This is a genomic window from Acidobacteriota bacterium (assembly GCA_016208495.1).
In the GTDB taxonomy this organism is placed as follows: domain Bacteria; phylum Acidobacteriota; class Blastocatellia; order Chloracidobacteriales; family Chloracidobacteriaceae; genus JACQXX01.
In genome coordinates this window covers 1-17,744 of record JACQXX010000050.1, presented here as the reverse complement: position 1 = coordinate 17,744, position 17,744 = coordinate 1, and the positions used below count along the sequence as shown (strand labels likewise).

General features: G+C 51.4%; 11 protein-coding genes. 5 read left to right on the top strand and 6 right to left on the bottom strand.

Annotation, left to right across the window (positions count from 1 at the left end; translation table 11 throughout):
* Nucleotides 1–156: 156 nt before the first annotated feature.
* Complete coding sequence (locus tag HY774_08510; protein ID MBI4748519.1) at nt 157–315, top strand: hypothetical protein; 159 nt, start codon at nt 157–159, stop codon at nt 313–315.
* Here HY774_08510 and HY774_08505 read toward each other — a convergent pair.
* The 4 genes from HY774_08505 to HY774_08490 form a co-directional block, all read right to left on the bottom strand.
* Nucleotides 307–531, bottom strand: coding sequence for a hypothetical protein (locus tag HY774_08505; protein MBI4748518.1), 225 nt, complete (start codon nt 529–531; stop codon nt 307–309). The two genes, HY774_08510 and HY774_08505, sit on opposite strands and share 9 nt — an antisense overlap.
* Before the next feature lie 263 nt (nt 532–794).
* A complete protein-coding gene (locus HY774_08500; protein MBI4748517.1) occupies nt 795–2,660 on the bottom strand; it encodes an SUMF1/EgtB/PvdO family nonheme iron enzyme in 1,866 nt (621 codons plus the stop codon).
* Nucleotides 2,661–2,825: 165 nt separating this feature from the next.
* A complete protein-coding gene (locus HY774_08495; GenBank protein ID MBI4748516.1) occupies nt 2,826–4,337 on the bottom strand; it encodes a response regulator in 1,512 nt (503 codons plus the stop codon).
* A gap of 56 nt (nt 4,338–4,393) precedes the next feature.
* A complete protein-coding gene (locus HY774_08490; GenBank protein MBI4748515.1) occupies nt 4,394–6,055 on the bottom strand; it encodes a PAS domain-containing sensor histidine kinase in 1,662 nt (553 codons plus the stop codon).
* A 412-nt stretch (nt 6,056–6,467) separates the two neighbouring features.
* On the opposite strand from HY774_08490, the gene HY774_08485 reads away from it, so the two are divergent.
* Complete coding sequence (locus HY774_08485) at nt 6,468–9,506, top strand: PAS domain S-box protein (GenBank protein ID MBI4748514.1); 3,039 nt, start codon at nt 6,468–6,470, stop codon at nt 9,504–9,506.
* Nucleotides 9,507–9,669: 163 nt separating this feature from the next.
* Here HY774_08485 and HY774_08480 read toward each other — a convergent pair whose 3' ends face one another.
* Complete coding sequence (locus tag HY774_08480) at nt 9,670–11,988, bottom strand: PAS domain S-box protein (GenBank protein ID MBI4748513.1); 2,319 nt, start codon at nt 11,986–11,988, stop codon at nt 9,670–9,672.
* 121 nt (nt 11,989–12,109) lie between these two features.
* Complete coding sequence (locus HY774_08475) at nt 12,110–15,127, bottom strand: diguanylate cyclase (GenBank protein MBI4748512.1); 3,018 nt, start codon at nt 15,125–15,127, stop codon at nt 12,110–12,112.
* 277 nt (nt 15,128–15,404) lie between these two features.
* Here HY774_08475 and HY774_08470 point away from each other — a divergent pair, with 277 nt between their 5' ends.
* From HY774_08470 to HY774_08460, 3 genes are all read left to right on the top strand, one after another.
* The gene (locus tag HY774_08470; protein MBI4748511.1) at nt 15,405–16,808 is read left to right on the top strand and encodes a sigma-54-dependent Fis family transcriptional regulator; all 1,404 of its coding nucleotides are present in this window, start codon (nt 15,405–15,407) and stop codon (nt 16,806–16,808) included.
* Nucleotides 16,809–16,926: 118 nt separating this feature from the next.
* On the top strand, nt 16,927–17,118 hold the full coding sequence (locus HY774_08465; GenBank protein ID MBI4748510.1) for a hypothetical protein: 192 nt from the start codon (nt 16,927–16,929) through the stop codon (nt 17,116–17,118).
* Nucleotides 17,119–17,284: 166 nt separating this feature from the next.
* The gene (locus tag HY774_08460) at nt 17,285–17,629 is read left to right on the top strand and encodes a DUF1565 domain-containing protein (protein ID MBI4748509.1); all 345 of its coding nucleotides are present in this window, start codon (nt 17,285–17,287) and stop codon (nt 17,627–17,629) included.
* Nucleotides 17,630–17,744: the final 115 nt, after the last annotated feature.

Genomic DNA, 17,744 nt, shown 5'->3' with positions numbered 1-17,744 from the left:
GATATTGACCAGCACGCTGACTTTGCTGAGCAATGGATTCAATCACTGACTCAGACTGAAGCCTTACTCAAGGCTGGCATCTTATCAAAGAACTTTTGGTTGAAATCTTTTTTCAAATAACTTTTGCTAACTCACTTAGTTTGGATTAACTTTCGGATGATACCAACAGGCGCCATGGCCCAGAACCTGATTGCCTTCCACAAGCAACGAAGGAGTCGGTTCCCAACCTTGTTTGAGCCGAAAGGCCAGCAATTCATCGCCATCTGGCTGGTGGTCCCACACGGCAACTGCCGTGATGGCACCCAGTCAGGTTGAACCCAGGACGAGTACCAGCCCATCTCGCCGGGCAATCACGATGTCGTGGGTGAACTCGTCCTGAACAATGACATCGGTAATCACGGTTGGGTGGTACAGGTCAGGTCGGCTCAATCCATGTCGCAGTACTTCAGCCAGGCTGTGAAATGAATTCCACTCGGGCTCAATGACCAAACACATCTCTTCAGTGATGGGCGAAACGGGTGTAAGCATCATAGGTTAGGGTTCAGGGTTCAGGGTTGCGGGTCATAAGCGCCAGGATAAGGAAAGGTGAGCCTGTTTGAGACAAGGATCTGGGAGAGACAAGGAGATGGGGAGACAAGGAGATGGGGGAGACAAGGAGACGAGGAGATCCTCCTCCCGGCGTTGGGAGCGGAAGCATGTTTTTTCTCCTTGTCCCCTTGTCCCCTTGTCCCCTTGTCCCCTTGTCCCCTTGTCCCCCTGTCCCATTGTCCCCTTATACCATCCCCAATCCCGGCTCAGAAACTCAGGGCGACACGGAACCCAAGAATTTTGTTTTTGAGGTTCGGTGCAAAGCGGACCCGGTCAGCGCTTCGACAGAAATCAGCCACGTTGAGCCACGAGCCTCCGCGGAGGACCCGGTACCGGTCATCTCCAAATTGATTCCAGCAGTCAGATGTGACTGGGGAATTGCGGTACGAATTGTGCCAGATATCCTGGCACCACTCATAGACATTGCCGTGCATGTCATAGATTCCAAATCCGTTCGGCACTCCAAGACTACCAACGGGCACCGTTTTTTGGCGATGGATGCCTTTGTTTCCCAGTCCGTGAGGATAGTTCCCGTCATAATTGACAAAATCGGTGGCGATGTTATCACCAAAGGCATAAACGGTTGATGTTCCGGCCCGGCAGGCATATTCCCACTCAGCTTCAGTGGGAAGCCGAAATGATCGTTCGGTGGCAATTGAAAGCCGGTCACAAAATTCCTGGGCTTCTTCCCACGAGACCTGCTCGACCGGAAGCAATGGGTCGCCCTGAAAAAAAGAAGGCGTCGGCGACAAATCGAGGTTGATTTTGGGAAACTGGGCCACCACCTGCCACTGGGATTGCGTGACTGGGAACATACCCAGGAAAAATGGTGCGACTTTCACTTCGTGCTGCGGCTTTTCATAGCTTTTTCCTTCACCGCTTGGGCTTCCCATCAGGAACGAGCCCTCTAAAATGGACACCATCCGCAGAAACAGTCCTTCATCCAGCAGTTCATCAAAATACTGGCACTCTCCCGTCACCCATTCGACCACGTTTCCCCAGGCGTCGAGAACGGCTCGATCAAAAACCTGCGAACTCAATACCGGTCTGGGTTTGGAAAAAGTGATGGTTTCAGAATGGGTTGAGGTGTTTTGATGATCATCGGTTTTCAGAATGACGGTTTGGTCCTGCGGAAGACGTAATTCGTCCCTGCCCATGGGGCTTGGGGGGAACGATACCGTCTTCCAGACGTGCCGAATGACATCGCGCAACTCGCCGGCTGATTGGTAGCGGAAATTGGGTTCTTTATTGAGTGACCGGGTAATGATGTGCTGGATTTGTTCTGGGACGGTTGCCGGCATCGGCAACGGATCGCGGCGAACGATATCGCCCATTTGCAAAAAGGGGAGTCTTCCACAGACCAGTTGATAAAAAATCACCCCCGCCGCCCACAGATCAGTCAGTTCGGTTCGAAACCCGTCAAAAGCCTCTGGGGCCATATACTGGACCGTTCCGGCAATGGTGTTGGTCAACAGACTGTTTTCAATCACCCTGGAAACGCCGAAGTCCATGAGCCGGGGTGAACCATGCTGGAGCATGATGTTGGCTGGTTTAAGGTCGCGATGGATGACCCGCTGCTCGTGTAAATGTTCCAATCCACGCAAGATTCCATTCATCAATTCGAGCGTTGCTTCCATTGACGGGGCGGCCCCATTGTGTTTTTGCAGCCAGGTGGCGAGCGACCCGCCACTGACATATTCGCTGGCAATGACAATTTGTCCGCTATAGACCTCGGCTTCAATAATCGGCAGAATGTTTGGGTGGCCGCTGACCTTGACCCAGAGCGAGGCTTCGCGCCGCAATGAATCGAGTGGAACTTCCTCATCCAGCGGCATTTTCAAGGCAATACTGGTGGTGGCAATCGCCCCACGTCGTTCAGCCAGCCAGACAACACCAAAATTCCCGCGTCCAAGCCGACAGATCAAGGTATAGGGGCCCAACTGGTCACCGGGCCTGATGTGATGGAGTGCGCCGATTGGCGGCGATTCCACCGGCGAGGGCTCAGGCTGAGGTGTTGGTGCTGGATCCGGTTCTGGTGGAGGTGGATCTTTCTTGAGACGTATTGTGTCCATATGACAGGGTTTGAGCGGAAAAATCCAGGAGACAAGCCACAAACTGGATAAGAAAGTGAAGGTGAAGATTCAGGGTTTGAGTCTTCATTTTGAGAAGTGTGCTGGCTAAAAGGACTCAAGGAGCCAATTGGGCTCCAGAACTGACCAACCCGATTGAGCAAGCGGCTACGATTGGCGCAGGTTTGCGCCAACCGGGTCGCTTTCTGGTTTGGAAACAGGAACCGTCACGGGAAACACCAGTTCAACCTGGATGCCGGGCTGGTCAGGCCGATTTCGCAACAGGCAACTCCCACCAGCCGCCCAAATCAACATCGCGACCATCGGCAAGCCCAATCCCATGCCAGCCACCTGGCCGGTGAAGTATTTTTCACCCTGGTAATATGGAACCCAGGCTCGCTCAAGTTGTTCAGGTGACAGATGGACTCCGTCATCGGTGACGCGGAGCCTGATTTGCTCCAGGCCAGTTGGCTCAACCTCGATGGTGATTTGCGGAGACTGGTGCGGGTGGAATTTCTTTGAATTTTCAAGCAGTTCAAACAACACACGCTCCAACGCCGGTTCGGAGAGTTGTAATTGATAGGATTGAAGGTTGGAGGTGAGGCTGATTTGCGGCGGCGCCAGTTCAAGTTCATCGCTGATGCGCCTGGTCAAGACCGTCACGGCTTCAACCTGGATTTCTTTCCCTTTGCGAGCCAGGGCTGGGGCGTGCAGGTATTGCACCACGTCTGTTACTTCCTGATCGAGCCGATAGATGCCCTGCAGGGCCATATCAACCAGATCCGCGATTTCCCCGCCAAGCAGAGCCGCCGAATGCATGGCCAGCATTTCAATGCCCAGCCGCATGGAATTGAGCGGTGAGCGGAGTTTGTGTGGAATCAACCGATGAAATGCCTGAACATCCCGCATCGTCAAGATTTGGGAGGTTACATCCTTTAGACAAATAATTCGGTGGGCGGCTTGCTGGATCGGTTCCTGGAACTGAAAGACCTGAAGCCAGAATGCCTGCGACGTTTCGGTTTCGGGGCGGACCAAATATCGGGGCGGAGGGGATGGCAACTCGGGATTTTCAAGCGGCCAGGTGTTCCACAGGTCAGATGGGTGACACTGGTACTGTTTTTGAATCGTTGCCCGAAAATAGACTGGTTCCGGGTGGGTTCCAATTGGATGAATGGACAGTAAAAGACAGGCTTTGGGGTTGGCATAGGTAACCTGATCCTCATCGTTGAGAACCAGATAGCCATCTTCCGATTGTTCCACGACCCAATCAAATTTCGCGCGTTCCGCATGAAGCCGGCGATACCGGTTCAGCCGAACAATGGTCCGCACCCGGGCATTGAGTTCATCCGGTGAGATCGGTTTGGTAATAAAATCATCGGCACCGGATTCGATCCCCTTAATCCGGGATTCCTGATCATCGAGGGCGGTCAGCATCAAGATCGGGACTTCGGCCAGATCGGGCGTCGTGCGCAGGTGCTGGCAAACCTGAAAGCCATCCATGCCCGGCATCATGACATCGAGCAGGATCAAATCGGGTTTCAAGGTGCGGGCCTTGAGCAAGCCTTCAAACCCATCATTGGCTGTCTCGATGTGGTATTCGGGTGATTCAAGCATATCCACCAGAACCTGGCAGACACTCAAGGTATCATCCACGATCAACAACGTCGCCAGTGTGTTCATAACGCAATGTTCAGAAGCATCAACAAGCCTCGTGCCTGTTTTTGCTGGAAAGATGATCAGGGATTTGTTGCCGGCAGACTGGTTTGCAACAGTTCCGCCAGTTCAGGAAGGGTAACTGGATTGCACACATACTGCGTGACGCCAGCCATTTCGCACAGTTCAGCATCACCTGGGATATCAAGGCTGTTGATGAGCACAAAGGGCACCCGGCTCATGGCGGGCAGCCGTTGAAAGTGCGATACCAGTTCTAATTTTTCACGCGTGACCAGGGGGGCTTCAATCACCACCGCTGCGGCTGTGTGGTAACTCAACCAGTGGAGCGATTCTTCGGTATTGTGAGTGATAACCGCCGCTGACTCCAGCCCTTCGGCCAGTTGCAAGATCGGAGAAACCAGAACCTGCTTGCTTGATTGAAACAGAACTGGTTGACCCAATCGGTTCAGCGTCTGAATCAAGGCATCAACGACCGCCTGGTACTCAGGTCTCGAAAATGAATTGGCGGTGACGGCAGGCAAAACAATGGTAAACCGTGAACCCTGGCCGGGTTTGGTTTCCAGAATTGTACAGCCACCCTGAGCCTGAACCAAACGAACGGTTAATGGCAATCCTAAGCCAGCGCCTTCATGCTGTCTTGCCAAACTACCATCAATTTGGGTGAACGGCCAGAATAAAAATTTAAAACTGGTACTGGGGATTCCAGGTCCGTGATCCCAAACCGTAAGGTGAACACTGTGTGTTTTGGCATGATAGCGAGTGATGATTCCAATCTGGCCATCAACCAGGGAAAATTTGATGGCATTGTCCAACAACTGGAGAAAACTCTGGCGCAGTAATTTCAAATCGCCCAGGATGGTTGTGGCAGCGCCTTCATAGACAACTTCACAATGAAGCCGCTTAGCCTGGAGTGCCGGCTGGATTGATCGCAGACAGGGTTCAATCAGTTCCTGCAGCTTGATTGGTTGGATATTGACCGAGAGCTTCCCAGACTCAATCCGCGATAAATCGAGAATCGAATTGACGATACTCAGAAGTTTTTCGGCGGATTCTTCGATGGATTTGACCGAGGACCGTTGCGGATCCGTCAACGAGCCGTGTTTGGTGCCCTGAAGGATATGCGACAACCCAATGATAGTCTGTAACGGGGTGCGGATTTCGTGACTCATTTTGGCCCAAAATTGTTGCTGCTGATCCAAAAACTGGTTGAGTCTGCCCGTAAAGCTCTGTTTGCTGGGTTTGGATGGAATGACCTGGGGCGCCAGCATTGGGCGATCTGGGGTAAACGAAAATTCTTCTGGACAATCTGTCACTTCCAGGAATTGAAGTGTGAAATACCAGGGAGGTTCAGCCGGGTTGAGCCAGGGTGAAAAAGTCGCTTTGATAAAATGTTCGGTTCCATCCAGGGCGATACCAATCAGTTCAATCGTGCCTTGAAAATCAGGGTTGATCGTATGGATCAGTTTTCCAAATTGAATTTGATTGAGTTGCGGCGGAAAAATTGCAGAGAGTGAATGGTGTTCGAGGACTTCGCGTTCAAATCCGGTCAATTCCGTTACCGCTCGATTGGTATAGAGAAATCTGAAATCAAATGGGTGCAATGATGCCAATTTGAGAACACAAACTGGTTTGAGTGACTTGCCAAAACTGATGTCAATGGCCTGGAGGATTTCCAGCATGGAAGTTGAATGAAATGACGCCAGCGGAGAAAATCGAGTCTCCATAATTCCTGCCTCGGGAGTGGTATTTCAGTGACGGCTGATTTCCTGAAGGTTCTGGCATACTTTGTGGAGGTTATGCCACGGGTAATTTTATGAATGCAACTGCTGTTCACAAAAAACCTCTAACTTTTGTTTTCAACTGTTTTTCTCCGAAAACTCACTTTTATTCAGGTTGGAAGATTCAAAATCAGGTACGAACAAAATCATTTGATCCAAATGGGTTGATGATAGTATCGTAACCAACGAGTAGTTAAGTACCTTGCCACAGATTTTCTGAGATATTGGATTTCGTAAGTGGTTGATTCTTTTCGTGTATTTTGTGTGTTTTGTGGTTCAAAATGTCTGGGAATTTTCGGCAAGATACTTAGGACCAGCTACTGAGCTTGAACCCCCTGGATGACAAAGGTGAGTCCCTATGTATCGTCCACACGAGAAGGTTACACGCATTTTACTCATTGATGAACACCAAACAGCCCGCGAACTGGTCAAAAAGCAATTTGCCAGTGCTTGTGTGGCCTGTGAATGGACCGAAGCCGACTCTCTAAAACAAATCGAAGCTGCCCGTATCCAACAGATTCAATTAATTTTAACAGAAGTTTCCTTTCAAAGTTTAACCTGGGCCGCGGTTCAAACCACGCTTGAAACCTGGTTTCCGTATCAACCGATCATCGTTGTCACGAGCCCGGAATTTGAAGACATGGCGCTCCAGGCAACCACCGGGCTGGCGTCGGATTATGTTCTGAAATGTGCGCTGCGCCGGTTGCCGTTGGCCGCCCGCCGGGCCCTGAAGGCTCTTACGACCTCGATGGAAATCCCACTGGTCCAGTACCGCTATCTGTTTAACCACAACCCGCAGCCGATGTGGGTCTATGACCTCAAAACCCTGAAATTTTTGGACGTCAATGAGTCGGCGCTTCGAGTGTATGGATATACCCGCGAAGAGTTTCACCAGATGACCATTCTGGATATTCGCCCGCCTGAAGATATTGACGCGGTCAAAAACTCAGTGGCTTCATTGCCCGAAGGTCTTGGCGTCCCCAAAGTTTGGCACCACCTGACAAAAGACCGACGGCTCATTGAGGTTGAAATTCTTTCATATGGGTTGGAATTTCATGGTGCTGAAGCACGCCTGGTGTTGGTGACGGATATAACTGCCCGCCGGCAAGCCGAAGCCAAACTCCAGCAGAGCGAAGCCCGATTTTCCAAGTTTTTTCACAGCAACCCGATTGGGTGTTTTATCACAACCTATCCCGAAGGGCGTATCCTGGATGCCAACCCTCAAATTCTTTCCATGGTCGGATTTGAACGAGAGGAAGTCCTCAATCAAACAACCCTGGATCTCAACTTGTGGGTTGTGCCGGGAACCCGTCACCACTTGATTCAACAATTTGCGGACCACCAGACATCGGCTCATGTGGAAGCGCAGATTCGAACCAAAACCGGGGAAATCAAGGATACCCTGACTTCAGTGGAACTGATTGAAATTGATGAGCAGCCGGCCATGTTATGCATGCTCCATGACATTACCGAACTCAAACAGGGTCAAATTGATCTGATTGAGAGTGAACGCCACCTGGCCGAAGCTCAGCGCCTGGCCAAATTGGGCAACTGGAGTCGGGAAATCGAAACTGGAAAACTCACCTGGTCCAAAGAGCTGTACCACATTTTTGAAATCAACGAACAAACCTTTCCAGCGACATTTGAAGCGTTTCTGGCTCTGGTTCACTCAGATGACCGGGACCGTGTGATTGCCTGTCTTTCCGAGGCGCTCAATTCGGGGAACCCCTTTGAACATACCTATCGCATCCTCACATCAGACGGAAAGACAAAAGTCATGCTCGAACATGGCGAGGCTGAACGGGATGAATTTGGAGAAGTATGCCGGCTCTATGGCTACACTCAGGACATCACGGAACGGGCCCGAGCCGAGGCTGACAACCAGGAACTCACCACTCGGTTAACCCACACGCTCGACACCATCAGTGAAGGGTTTTATACCCTTGACCAGGAGTTGCGACTCACCTATGTCAACCGGGAGTTTGAGCGGATCACTCACACGTCTCGGCATCAAATCATCGGTCGCAAAATTCTGGAATTGTTTCCCGAGATTGAATCCGTTGGGCTTTTGGCAGTATACCAGCAGGTTTTGGAAACCGGAACCCATCAAATGCTGGAGCTGTATTACCCTCCCCTGGATGTCTGGGTTGCATTGCGAGTCTATGCTGTTGACGAAGGACTCGGCGTTTATTTTTGGGATATCACTGAAAAGCGGAAAGCCGAAGCCGTGGTCAAACAAATTGAGGAGCAGCTTCGGCAATCACAAAAAATGCAGGCGGTTGGTCAGTTAGCTGGCGGGATTGCGCACGATTTTAATAATCTGTTGACCGCCATTACCGGCTATACCGCGCTTACGCTTCATCACCTGCATCCGGCTGATCCGTTGTGTAAAAATTTGAATGAAATTGCAAAAGCGGCTGACCGGGCGGCGGGACTGACCCGCCAGTTACTGACCTTTAGTCGAAAACAGGTCATGCAGTTCAGTGTCATCAACCTTAACTCCGTAGTCGCCGATATGGAGCGCATGTTTCACCGGATCATTGGTGAACACATTGCCCTCAAAACCAAATTGATAAGTGACTTATGGCCGGTAAAGGCCGACCAGCATCAAATTGAACAGGTGTTGATGAATCTGGTCGTCAATGCCCGTGATGCCATGCTCGAAGGTGGGAACTTGACGATTGAAACAGCCAATGTGTTTCTGGATCCTGCCTATACCAATCAGCATTTTAATGTGAACCCAGGGGAATATGTCTTAATGGCCGTTTCCGATACCGGGTGCGGAATGGATGCTGAAACCAAATCGCGTGTGTTTGAACCTTTTTTTACCACGAAATCCCGCGATAAAGGCACTGGCCTTGGGTTGCCGACCGTGTATGGAATCATTACCCAGAGTAATGGGTACATCTGGATTTACAGTGAACTTGGGGTCGGAACTACTTTTAAAATCTATCTGCCCCGAACCCACGAAGTTGACCAGCCAGTGGAAATTCACCAGCACCGACCGGTGCTCCCTGCCCAAACAGCAACAATTCTCCTGGTTGAAGACGAAGCCGTCGTCCGAAATCTAACCCGGCAGATTCTCAAAGACGCCGGGTTTCAGGTATATGATGCCGGCTCTGCCGAGGCGGCCCTGGAACTGATTGAAACCCAGGCGATTCAATTTGACTTTCTTCTGACTGATGTGGTGTTGCCCGGAATCAAAGGCCCCCTGTTGGCCAAACAGCTCAAGGAAAAACAACCCGACCTGCCCGTGTTGTACATTTCGGGCTATACCGAAAACGCCATTGCCCATCATGGCGTGGTGGACGAAGGGGTTGAATTGCTTCAAAAACCATTTACCCCGAAAGCCCTGATCCAGCGCGTTCTGGCGATCATGACGAAGGTGACACAGTGACAAGGTGACAGGATGACACAGTGACAGACTCACATTTCTTCCCTTGTCAGCATGTCACCCAGTCATCCTGTCACCTTGTCATTTGTCACTGTGTCACCTTGTCATCCTGTCATTTTGTCATCCAGTCACCTTGTCACCCTGTCACCTTGTCATTCTCTCATCCTTATGAATCAACGGGTTGATTCAAGATCGTCTGAATGGCTTTGACGAGCGTCAGTGGGGTAAACGGCTTGGAAATAAAATTTTCGAGTTCACTCACGACTCCAACCGCATGGCTGGCGTCGGCGATATAGCCTGACATAAACAGAATTTTAAGAGAGGGATGTTTGGCTTGAACAAACTGAGCCAGTTCAGCACCACTCATTCCAGGCATCACCACATCCGTCAGCAACAGGTCAATCTGTTTATGGAATTGTTCAACCAGTTTGATCGCGGCTTCGGCGCTAACGGCTTCCAGGACATGGTATCCCCACAGCGTCAGGACTTCCCGAACCATCGAGCGGACTGAGTCTTCATCCTCGACCACCAAAATTGTGATATGGCTGACATTCACACGGATGACTGGTTCGTCGGTGACTGGCTGGCATTCAAGTCCTGGTGTTTGAGGTAACAAGACCGTGAAAGTAGTCCCTTGTCCAGGTTGACTCTCGACCAAAATATACCCATTTGATTGCTGGACGATTCCATAGACCGTGGACAGGCCCAATCCGGTGCCTTTGTGGGCTTCCTTGGTGGTGAAGAAGGGTTCATAAATTCGTTCCAGGATCGGTTCATCCATTCCACACCCGGTATCGGTGACGATCACCGCCACATACTTTCCAGGTGGAACCGTGAAATGAAGTGTCCGTTCCTCAGTGGTTTGGACCACATTTTTGGTTTGTAACGTCAAGGTGCCGCCGGTCGGCATGGCATCGCGGGCATTGACGACCAAATTGAGTACCACCTGTTCAATTTGGGTTGGATCGGCCAGAACCAGAGCTGTGTCGTTTGCCAGGGAAGTCACCAGCTTGATGTCCTCTCCAATCACCCGGCCAAGCAATTTATGAAGTTGCGTAACGACGTCGGTCAGGTTGAGTGACTTGAGTTGTTGATCTTGCTTGCGGCTAAAAGCCAGCAACTGACGGGTGACACCCGAGGCCGACCGGCTGGCCTGGCGAATTTCTTCCAAAAACCGATACACCGGGCTGGTTTTTCCGAGTTTGGTCGCCGCCAGGTCGGCGTATCCCGAAATAACCATGAGTAAATTGTTAAAATCGTGAGCCACTCCGCCCGCCAGTTGGCCAATGGCTTCCATCCGCTGGGAATGCCGAAGCTGGGTTTCAGCCTTCTTTAATTCGTTAAGGGCGCGTTTTTGATCAGTGATGTCGGTGTGGGCGCCAATCCATTCATCAACTTGCCCGGCCTCATTTGTAATCGGCACGGCGCGGACGGCAAACGTGCGATATTCCCCGGTGGCAATCCGAACTCGATGTTCAAGACTCAATAATGATTTGGTTTCCAGGGCATAGGCCCATGCCTGTTTGATTTGCGGTCGGTCTTCCGGATGGATGGCGTCAAGCCAGCCCCACCCTTGAATTTCATCTGGTGATTGCCCCGTCAATGCCCGCCAGCTTGGTTGATCCTCAGTCACCTGGCCGTCAACAGAAGTTGTCCAGACGGATTGGGCTGTCGCCGCAATCAGGGAACGATAGCGGGCTTCGCTGATACGGAAGGCATCCACGGCTAATTTTTTTTCGGTGATGTCGAGGTGCATCACCAGGGCAAAGGTTTGATTCTGAAGCGTGGCCGGCGCGATGAGCATGCGGAACCATCGCTTGCCAACTGGGCCATGGCAGGGGTATTCAAGTTCGTAACTACTGATTCGAGATTCGAGCGCCGCTTTGATCAGGTGGTGGGCTTTTTCAGCATCGGGTGAACTGGGGGCCGCCTTTCGACAAACTTCCAGGTAGTTCCACCCCAAACCCTGAGTCGTATCCTGAAACGCATTGGAAACTCCAAAGTTGTGCCAGTGCTCGTTGACCAGTCGGATGATTCCATCCTGGTCCACCAGGACCACGCTGGCTGGAATGGCATCCAGCGTTGAACGCAGGTCTTCAGTGGGAACAAATTGAGCTGTCGGCAGGGTTGGAATGGGGTTGGAAAGCGGCTCCGAAGCCGTGATGATGGCAATTCTCTCCCCGGACTGATTACCCGCTGCTTCCAAAATTACCCAGGACCAGTGTGCCTTGCGCCATTGGCCCTGATGGGTCCGGCACTCAATCCAACTGCTTCCCGTGGTTGAAAGCAGGCGTTTGAACGACTCACCTTGCTCAGGGTGGGCAAACAGAGTCAGCAGTGATTGACCAACCAGGTCGGTACCAGTCTGGTCAAACCAGATTCGAGCGGCTTTATTCATCCCGGTAATCACCAGCGATGGATCCCACTCAATGACTGGTTCGGCCATCAGGTCTACTAAAAACCGGAGTTTTCCTTGAGTGGTCATGTGGTGAGGCCGTTTCTCGGCAATGGAAGAGAATCCCTCATCGGGGTGATGGTGCATTTGAAATCCGTCCAGTATAAAAAGACTTTCTATTTCTAGCAGGTTCTAACTTCATAATTCAACCTCAAGAAATTTTTCGGAGCGGTTTATCTGATGATTCAAAGGATTTTACAGCCGCGAATGGCAATTCCTCTCCAGTTGCTGACTTCCGAATCATCAGGTCAAGATTGGCGGAGCTCCCCCACCACTCACCCCCTTTCCCCTTGAGTTCATCACATCCAAATTGTTTTAAGCATTTTATTTGTGCTTCAGTTTCTACCCCCTCGGCACCAACTTTCATTCCCAGGTGATGAAGTAACTCAATCAGACCCGAAACCAGGATGGCGTCTGATTCACTTTCGCCAAGTTGAGCCATCAGCCCTGAATCCAAACTGACCTGGTGCAGGTTTAACCGATGAAGGGTCGCCAGGGGCAAATTGCCGACACCAAACCCGCGCAGTGAAAAATTGACCCCCTCGGCACGGAGTTGTTCAAAAATGGGCTGCACTGTACCAGCGGTGCTCACCAGTTCCGATTCCTGGAGCGCAATCTCAAGCCAGGAAAATGACAGACCAAATTCCTGGACCAGGTCTCTGAGGCGTTCAATCGTTTGAGTTTCACACAGCGAAGCGACGGGAATCGGCAAAATAAATCTGAATTCCGGGTTCACCTGATCGGCCCACGCCTGAAACTGGTGGATGACCGTTTGCAGGTACCACTCCATGATTTGTTTTAATGTTCCGCTCTGCTCGGCCAGATCAACAAATTGGGCGAACGCCAGCGGCCCCCGCTCTTTATGTTTCCAGTACAGGCTGGCTTCGATACCCGCTGGTTGCCCTGACTCGACATTGAATACCGGCTGGTAATCAACCATAAATTGATTGGATTGAAGGGCTTTGGGCAACGAATGCTCCAAAATAAAGGCCGTGTCGCTGTGTAAATCCATCCCTGGTTCATAGAGCGCAAACGTATTTTTGCCGCGCTGTTTGGCTTCATACATCGCAATATCAGCCCGGGTCACAAGTCCATCAGCATCGGCGGCATGGTCAGGAAACAGGGCAATCCCGACACTGGCTGTAATGTGAACCTGATGGCCTTTGAGCAGGATCGGTTCCGAGAGGGCTGAAATGATTTTTTCAGCCACGATCAGGGCGCCTTCCGCTGTTTGCAGGTCGGGCAGGATGACCGTAAATTCGTCGCCGCCCAATCGAGCAACTGAATCACTCCGCCGAACACTGGTGCTCAGTCGGCGGGCTACTTCGGTAATCAATTGATCGCCCGCATCATGGCCAAGGGTGTCGTTGATGCGCTTAAATCGGTCCAAATCAACAAATAAAACCCCGACCCGCCAGTCATTGCGGTGCCCCTGGAGAAGCGCATGTCGAAGCCGATCTTGAAACAGGGTGCGATTGGGCAGATTGGTCAACGGGTCATAGTAGGCCATTTTCACCATGCGGGCTTCTTCTTCGCGTTGCTGGGTAATGTCTTCCTGGACCGCCACAAAATGAGTAATGGCATTGTGTTGATTAAGCAACGGAATTACTGTCTGGCGAACCGTGTACAGCGTTCCGTCTTTACGCCGGTTGATCAGTTCACCGTGCCAGACCTGACCGGACATAAGTGTTTCCCAGAACTTCTCAAAAAATGCCCGTGGATGTTCTTCCGAACGCAGGATTCGCGGGTTTTTCCCCGCGACTTCAGCCGCGGTATACCCGCTAAATTTTGTAAACGCAGCATTTACCCACTCGATATTGCCCGATTCGTTGGTGATAATGATGGCGTTGGCGGCGGACTCAAGTGCGGCGCTTTGCAGGCGTAATTGCAGGCGATCAATTGAAATCAACAGTGCAATCGCAATCCGGGTGGCAAGTGCTTCAAGCCAGGAAAGATAATGCTGGTTAAAGGCATCTTTTTGACTGGCATAAATATTGAGCACACCCACCGTTTGCCCACGAGCAATGAGAGGGAGCGCAATGGCTGATCTGACACCATAGCGGCCAGCTTTGCGCCAGTGCCACAAATGCAAATCGGTTGGGCGGGCGAGTTGGGGTTTTCCCGAGGTAATGGCCAGTCCGGCCAGTCCAATGGTTTCCAGTTTTTCTTCCCAGACCAGCGGGAGTTGTGAAAGACAGTCGCGTGCCCATAACCCGGAGTAGCCTTTGACTCCGATTGATCCATTTTGTTCTTTTAACCCGACCCAAACCACCGAATAGCTAAACAGACTGGTCAACCGGGTGCAGGCATACGACACAATATCTTCAAGCGGGAGTTCCTGAAGGACCATTTGGTCAAGCTGGTGCATCAGTGCTTCGAGCAAGCGCCCAGCGTTGATTTCCGTAACATCCTGCGAGGCACCATAAATTTGGGTGACCAGGTTGGTGTGCGGATCAATGATTGGCCGACTGTAGGTTCGCAACCATCGGATAACTCCAGATTTGGTCACAATCCGATATTCACGGGTATCTGAATGGCCGCTGTTGAGTCGGGACAGGTGTTGTAACGCCAATGCCAGATCATCTGGATGGACAATGCTGGTCCATCCACCTTGACTCTCAATTTCCGCTTGCGAATAGCCCGTGATGCGTTGAAATGCCGCCGTGAGCCACTCAAATCTCAGCCGACCATCCTGGCCTGGCCGGAGTGAAAAGGCAAAATCCGAGGAAATTTCAGAAACGATTCGGTACCGTTTTTCCGACTCCAGTAAGACTTGCTGTACCGAGTTGGTCGAGAGGTCTCCCGGCTCGGCTTGATACCACTCGATAATCGCTTCGGCGGTTGGTTTTGGGGCGCCACAGCGGAGCCATCCAGGTTGAGTTGGAAACAGCGGAGACTGGGAACCTTTGATTTGATCAGCCTCAACCAGACACAGGAACTTGCCAAACGGCACCGCATGCAGCAGGTAATACATTTCAGAAATTGATTCAACTGTTTGAGAATGAACCACATAGATAGTCAGGTCGGGTGTAAATTCAGTCAGTACAGGTTCAATTTGATCTGGAGTACTGACCACCACCACGGTCGCGTCAGTCCTGGCTTGTTCAAGTGCACTGCGAATAGCAGAAACCTGAAATGATGGGGCAAAATCAAAAATAAGGATGTTCATGGTGACACCTCCGCACAATGCAACTTCACCAGGCTCGCAGAACCAGAGCCGATAAGGGATGAATGATGCCTCTTCGGTGCAATTACTATTCCACGATTGGCCAACGAATGATGTTGACGAATTTGCGTGCAGGATGTAGAAGTGCAGTACTTTGCCTGTTGGGCCACACCCCCAATCGTCAATTTGAAATCCTGCCTGACGAAAATTCATCTTGTGTGTCAACTGCTGTCAGGTTTCTGACAGGGCAAAAGGATGCTGAAAGGTTGAGGAACCAGTTGTGGCAAACCTGCTTTTTGTGGACGATGATGAAACTGTATTGGCATTGCTTGAAAGTTCGACGGACCCGCGGCATTCGATTTGTTGTTGTACCAGTGCCGAGCAGGGACTGACGCAGGCGCAACTTCAGCTCTTTGAAGTTGCCGTACTCGATGTTCATCTTCCTGGAATGTCAGGGTTGAACCTGATTCCGCATTTACTTCGGCTTTGCCCTGGAATCTCTATTTTTGTGATGACCGGCGCTGGCACCATCGAGATTGCCGTTGAGGCAATGAAGCGCGGCGCTCAGGATTTTCTGGCCAAGCCCATTTCGATTACCCACCTCCAAAACCTGATCGAAGTGGCGCTTTCGCGCAAGCAAACCGGTTCCAAACCTGAATCCAGTGAACCGACGGCAGGTGACAGCAAGTCGTCAATGATTGCCACCGCACCCAAAATGCAGCACCTGCTGGCCCAGGTCGAAGCCATTGCCCCCTATAACACCACGGTGCTGGTCACCGGTGAAACCGGATCCGGAAAGGAATTACTGGTTCGGGCCATTCATGCCAAGAGCCCACGGGCCAGGCGTCCGTTTGTGGCCCTCAATTGTGCCGCCATTCCGGAACATCTGCTGGAAGATGAACTCTTTGGCCACGTCAAGGGTGCCTACACCGGCGCCATCCAGCCTCGTGACGGGCGGTTTGAACAGGCCAATGGCGGAACTCTGTTTTTAGATGAAATCGGGGATATGAGCCTGCCGCTGCAGTCCAAACTGTTGCGGGTGCTGCAGGAACGGACTTTTGAGAAATTGGGCTCGGCCAAATCAGTGAAAGTTGATGTTCGGGTCGTGGCGGCCACCAGCGCCAATCTTGAAAAGCGGATTGAGGAAGGTCTATTCCGCCCGGATTTATACTACCGGCTCAATGTCATGCGGCTCAATCTCCCACCGCTGCGTGAGCGACGCGAAGACATTCGCCCCATGGCCGAATTTTTCCTCAATCGGTTTTGTGAATCAGTTGGATTGCCGGCCAAAACAATTGATGAATCAGTCTGGCCAGTTCTGACCAGCTATGAGTGGGCTGGGAACGTGCGCCAGCTCCAAAATGCCATGGAGCGGGCCGCGGCACTCAGTGGGGCGGCAACCACCATTTTAATCCGAGATTTACCCGACGAGATTCAACGAACCTATGTCGCCGCAACGCCTCCGGTTCGATCTTATGCCTCCCCGCCCGAAGTACAGGAATCAGTCAATTTTGAAAGCGGTGTTGATTTTGAGGCGGTCGTTTCCAGTTTTGAACGTGAGTTGCTGACCAAAGCATTGGAAAAAACCGGTGGAAATAAGTTGCAAGCAGCCAGGCTCCTGAACATGAAGCGCACCACCTTTTTGGAAAAATTGAAAAAATACTCCATCGGCAGCAGTCAGTAGTCAGTAGTTGATGAGTCAGTAGTCAGTAATGCCAGTTAAGAGTTGAAAAAATGAGCGGATTTGAACCCGCGAAGCGGGTGGCAGGCTCGTAGCCCAGGGTTTTAACCCTGGGAAAACGTTGCCTCCTCACCCCGCCCGGCCAGCCGCCGCCTACGGCGGCGGCTGGCCGGGCGGGGGCAATCTGGAACTGACCCGCATCCGGCGGTGGCGCGTCCAAAGCGACGCTGACCACCGGCTCACCTTACTCCATCCCAACGGGGATGAAAACCAAAAAACACGTCAATCCTTAACTGGCATTACTGACTCCTGACTCCTGACTCCCCTCCTTTTTTCAGTGAGTTTGCCACAAAAGTATAGGTCCTTTTCCAACACGACTTGCCAGGGATCGGTAAACTACGGCACTGTCTCAAGTGATGTCGTTACGCCCCTAAATTCAATTTCATTTATTCAATCAGTTATCGGAGGACATTTGCGCTATGTCGCGATGCGTATATTTGACTTTTCTATTGCTTGCAGCCGTATGTTGTTGTTCATCCTCAGTTTTGGCACAAGTCCGAACCTATTATGTGTCTCCCAGCGGGCTCGATACCAACGCGGGAACCGAAATCGCCCCGTGGAAAACAATTCAAAAAGCCTTTACATCGGCCACACCGGGCAGCACCGTGCTGGTTCGAAGCGGCATTTACAACGAAAAACCAACCGTCAACGTGTCTGGGAATGCCACGGCTGGGTACATTACCTTTCAAAACTATCCCAATGAACTGCCGGTCATTGATGGAACTGGCCGAAACGGCGCCAATAAAGGTTATTACGATTTATGATATACTGATCCTTCTTTAAAAAGGAGGCTCAAAGATGGGAAACTTAAGATACAGCGAAATCAAGAAGAACCCAATCAAGGTATTGGATTGGACAAGCTTACTGCCGGAGGAATTT

What these genes read in the sequence shown, in the direction of transcription:
- HY774_08510 (MBI4748519.1), top strand. Translation starts at nt 157, where the DNA reads ATGATACCAACAGGCGCCATGGCCCAGAACCTGATTGCCTTCCACAAG.
- HY774_08505 (MBI4748518.1), bottom strand. Translation starts at nt 531, where the DNA reads ATGATGCTTACACCCGTTTCGCCCATCACTGAAGAGATGTGTTTGGTC.
- HY774_08500 (MBI4748517.1), bottom strand. Translation starts at nt 2,660, where the DNA reads ATGGACACAATACGTCTCAAGAAAGATCCACCTCCACCAGAACCGGAT.
- HY774_08495 (MBI4748516.1), bottom strand. Translation starts at nt 4,337, where the DNA reads ATGAACACACTGGCGACGTTGTTGATCGTGGATGATACCTTGAGTGTC.
- HY774_08490 (MBI4748515.1), bottom strand. Translation starts at nt 6,055, where the DNA reads ATGGAGACTCGATTTTCTCCGCTGGCGTCATTTCATTCAACTTCCATG.
- HY774_08485 (MBI4748514.1), top strand. Translation starts at nt 6,468, where the DNA reads ATGTATCGTCCACACGAGAAGGTTACACGCATTTTACTCATTGATGAA.
- HY774_08480 (MBI4748513.1), bottom strand. Translation starts at nt 11,988, where the DNA reads ATGACCACTCAAGGAAAACTCCGGTTTTTAGTAGACCTGATGGCCGAA.
- HY774_08475 (MBI4748512.1), bottom strand. Translation starts at nt 15,127, where the DNA reads ATGAACATCCTTATTTTTGATTTTGCCCCATCATTTCAGGTTTCTGCT.
- HY774_08460 (MBI4748509.1), top strand. Translation starts at nt 17,285, where the DNA reads ATGTCGCGATGCGTATATTTGACTTTTCTATTGCTTGCAGCCGTATGT.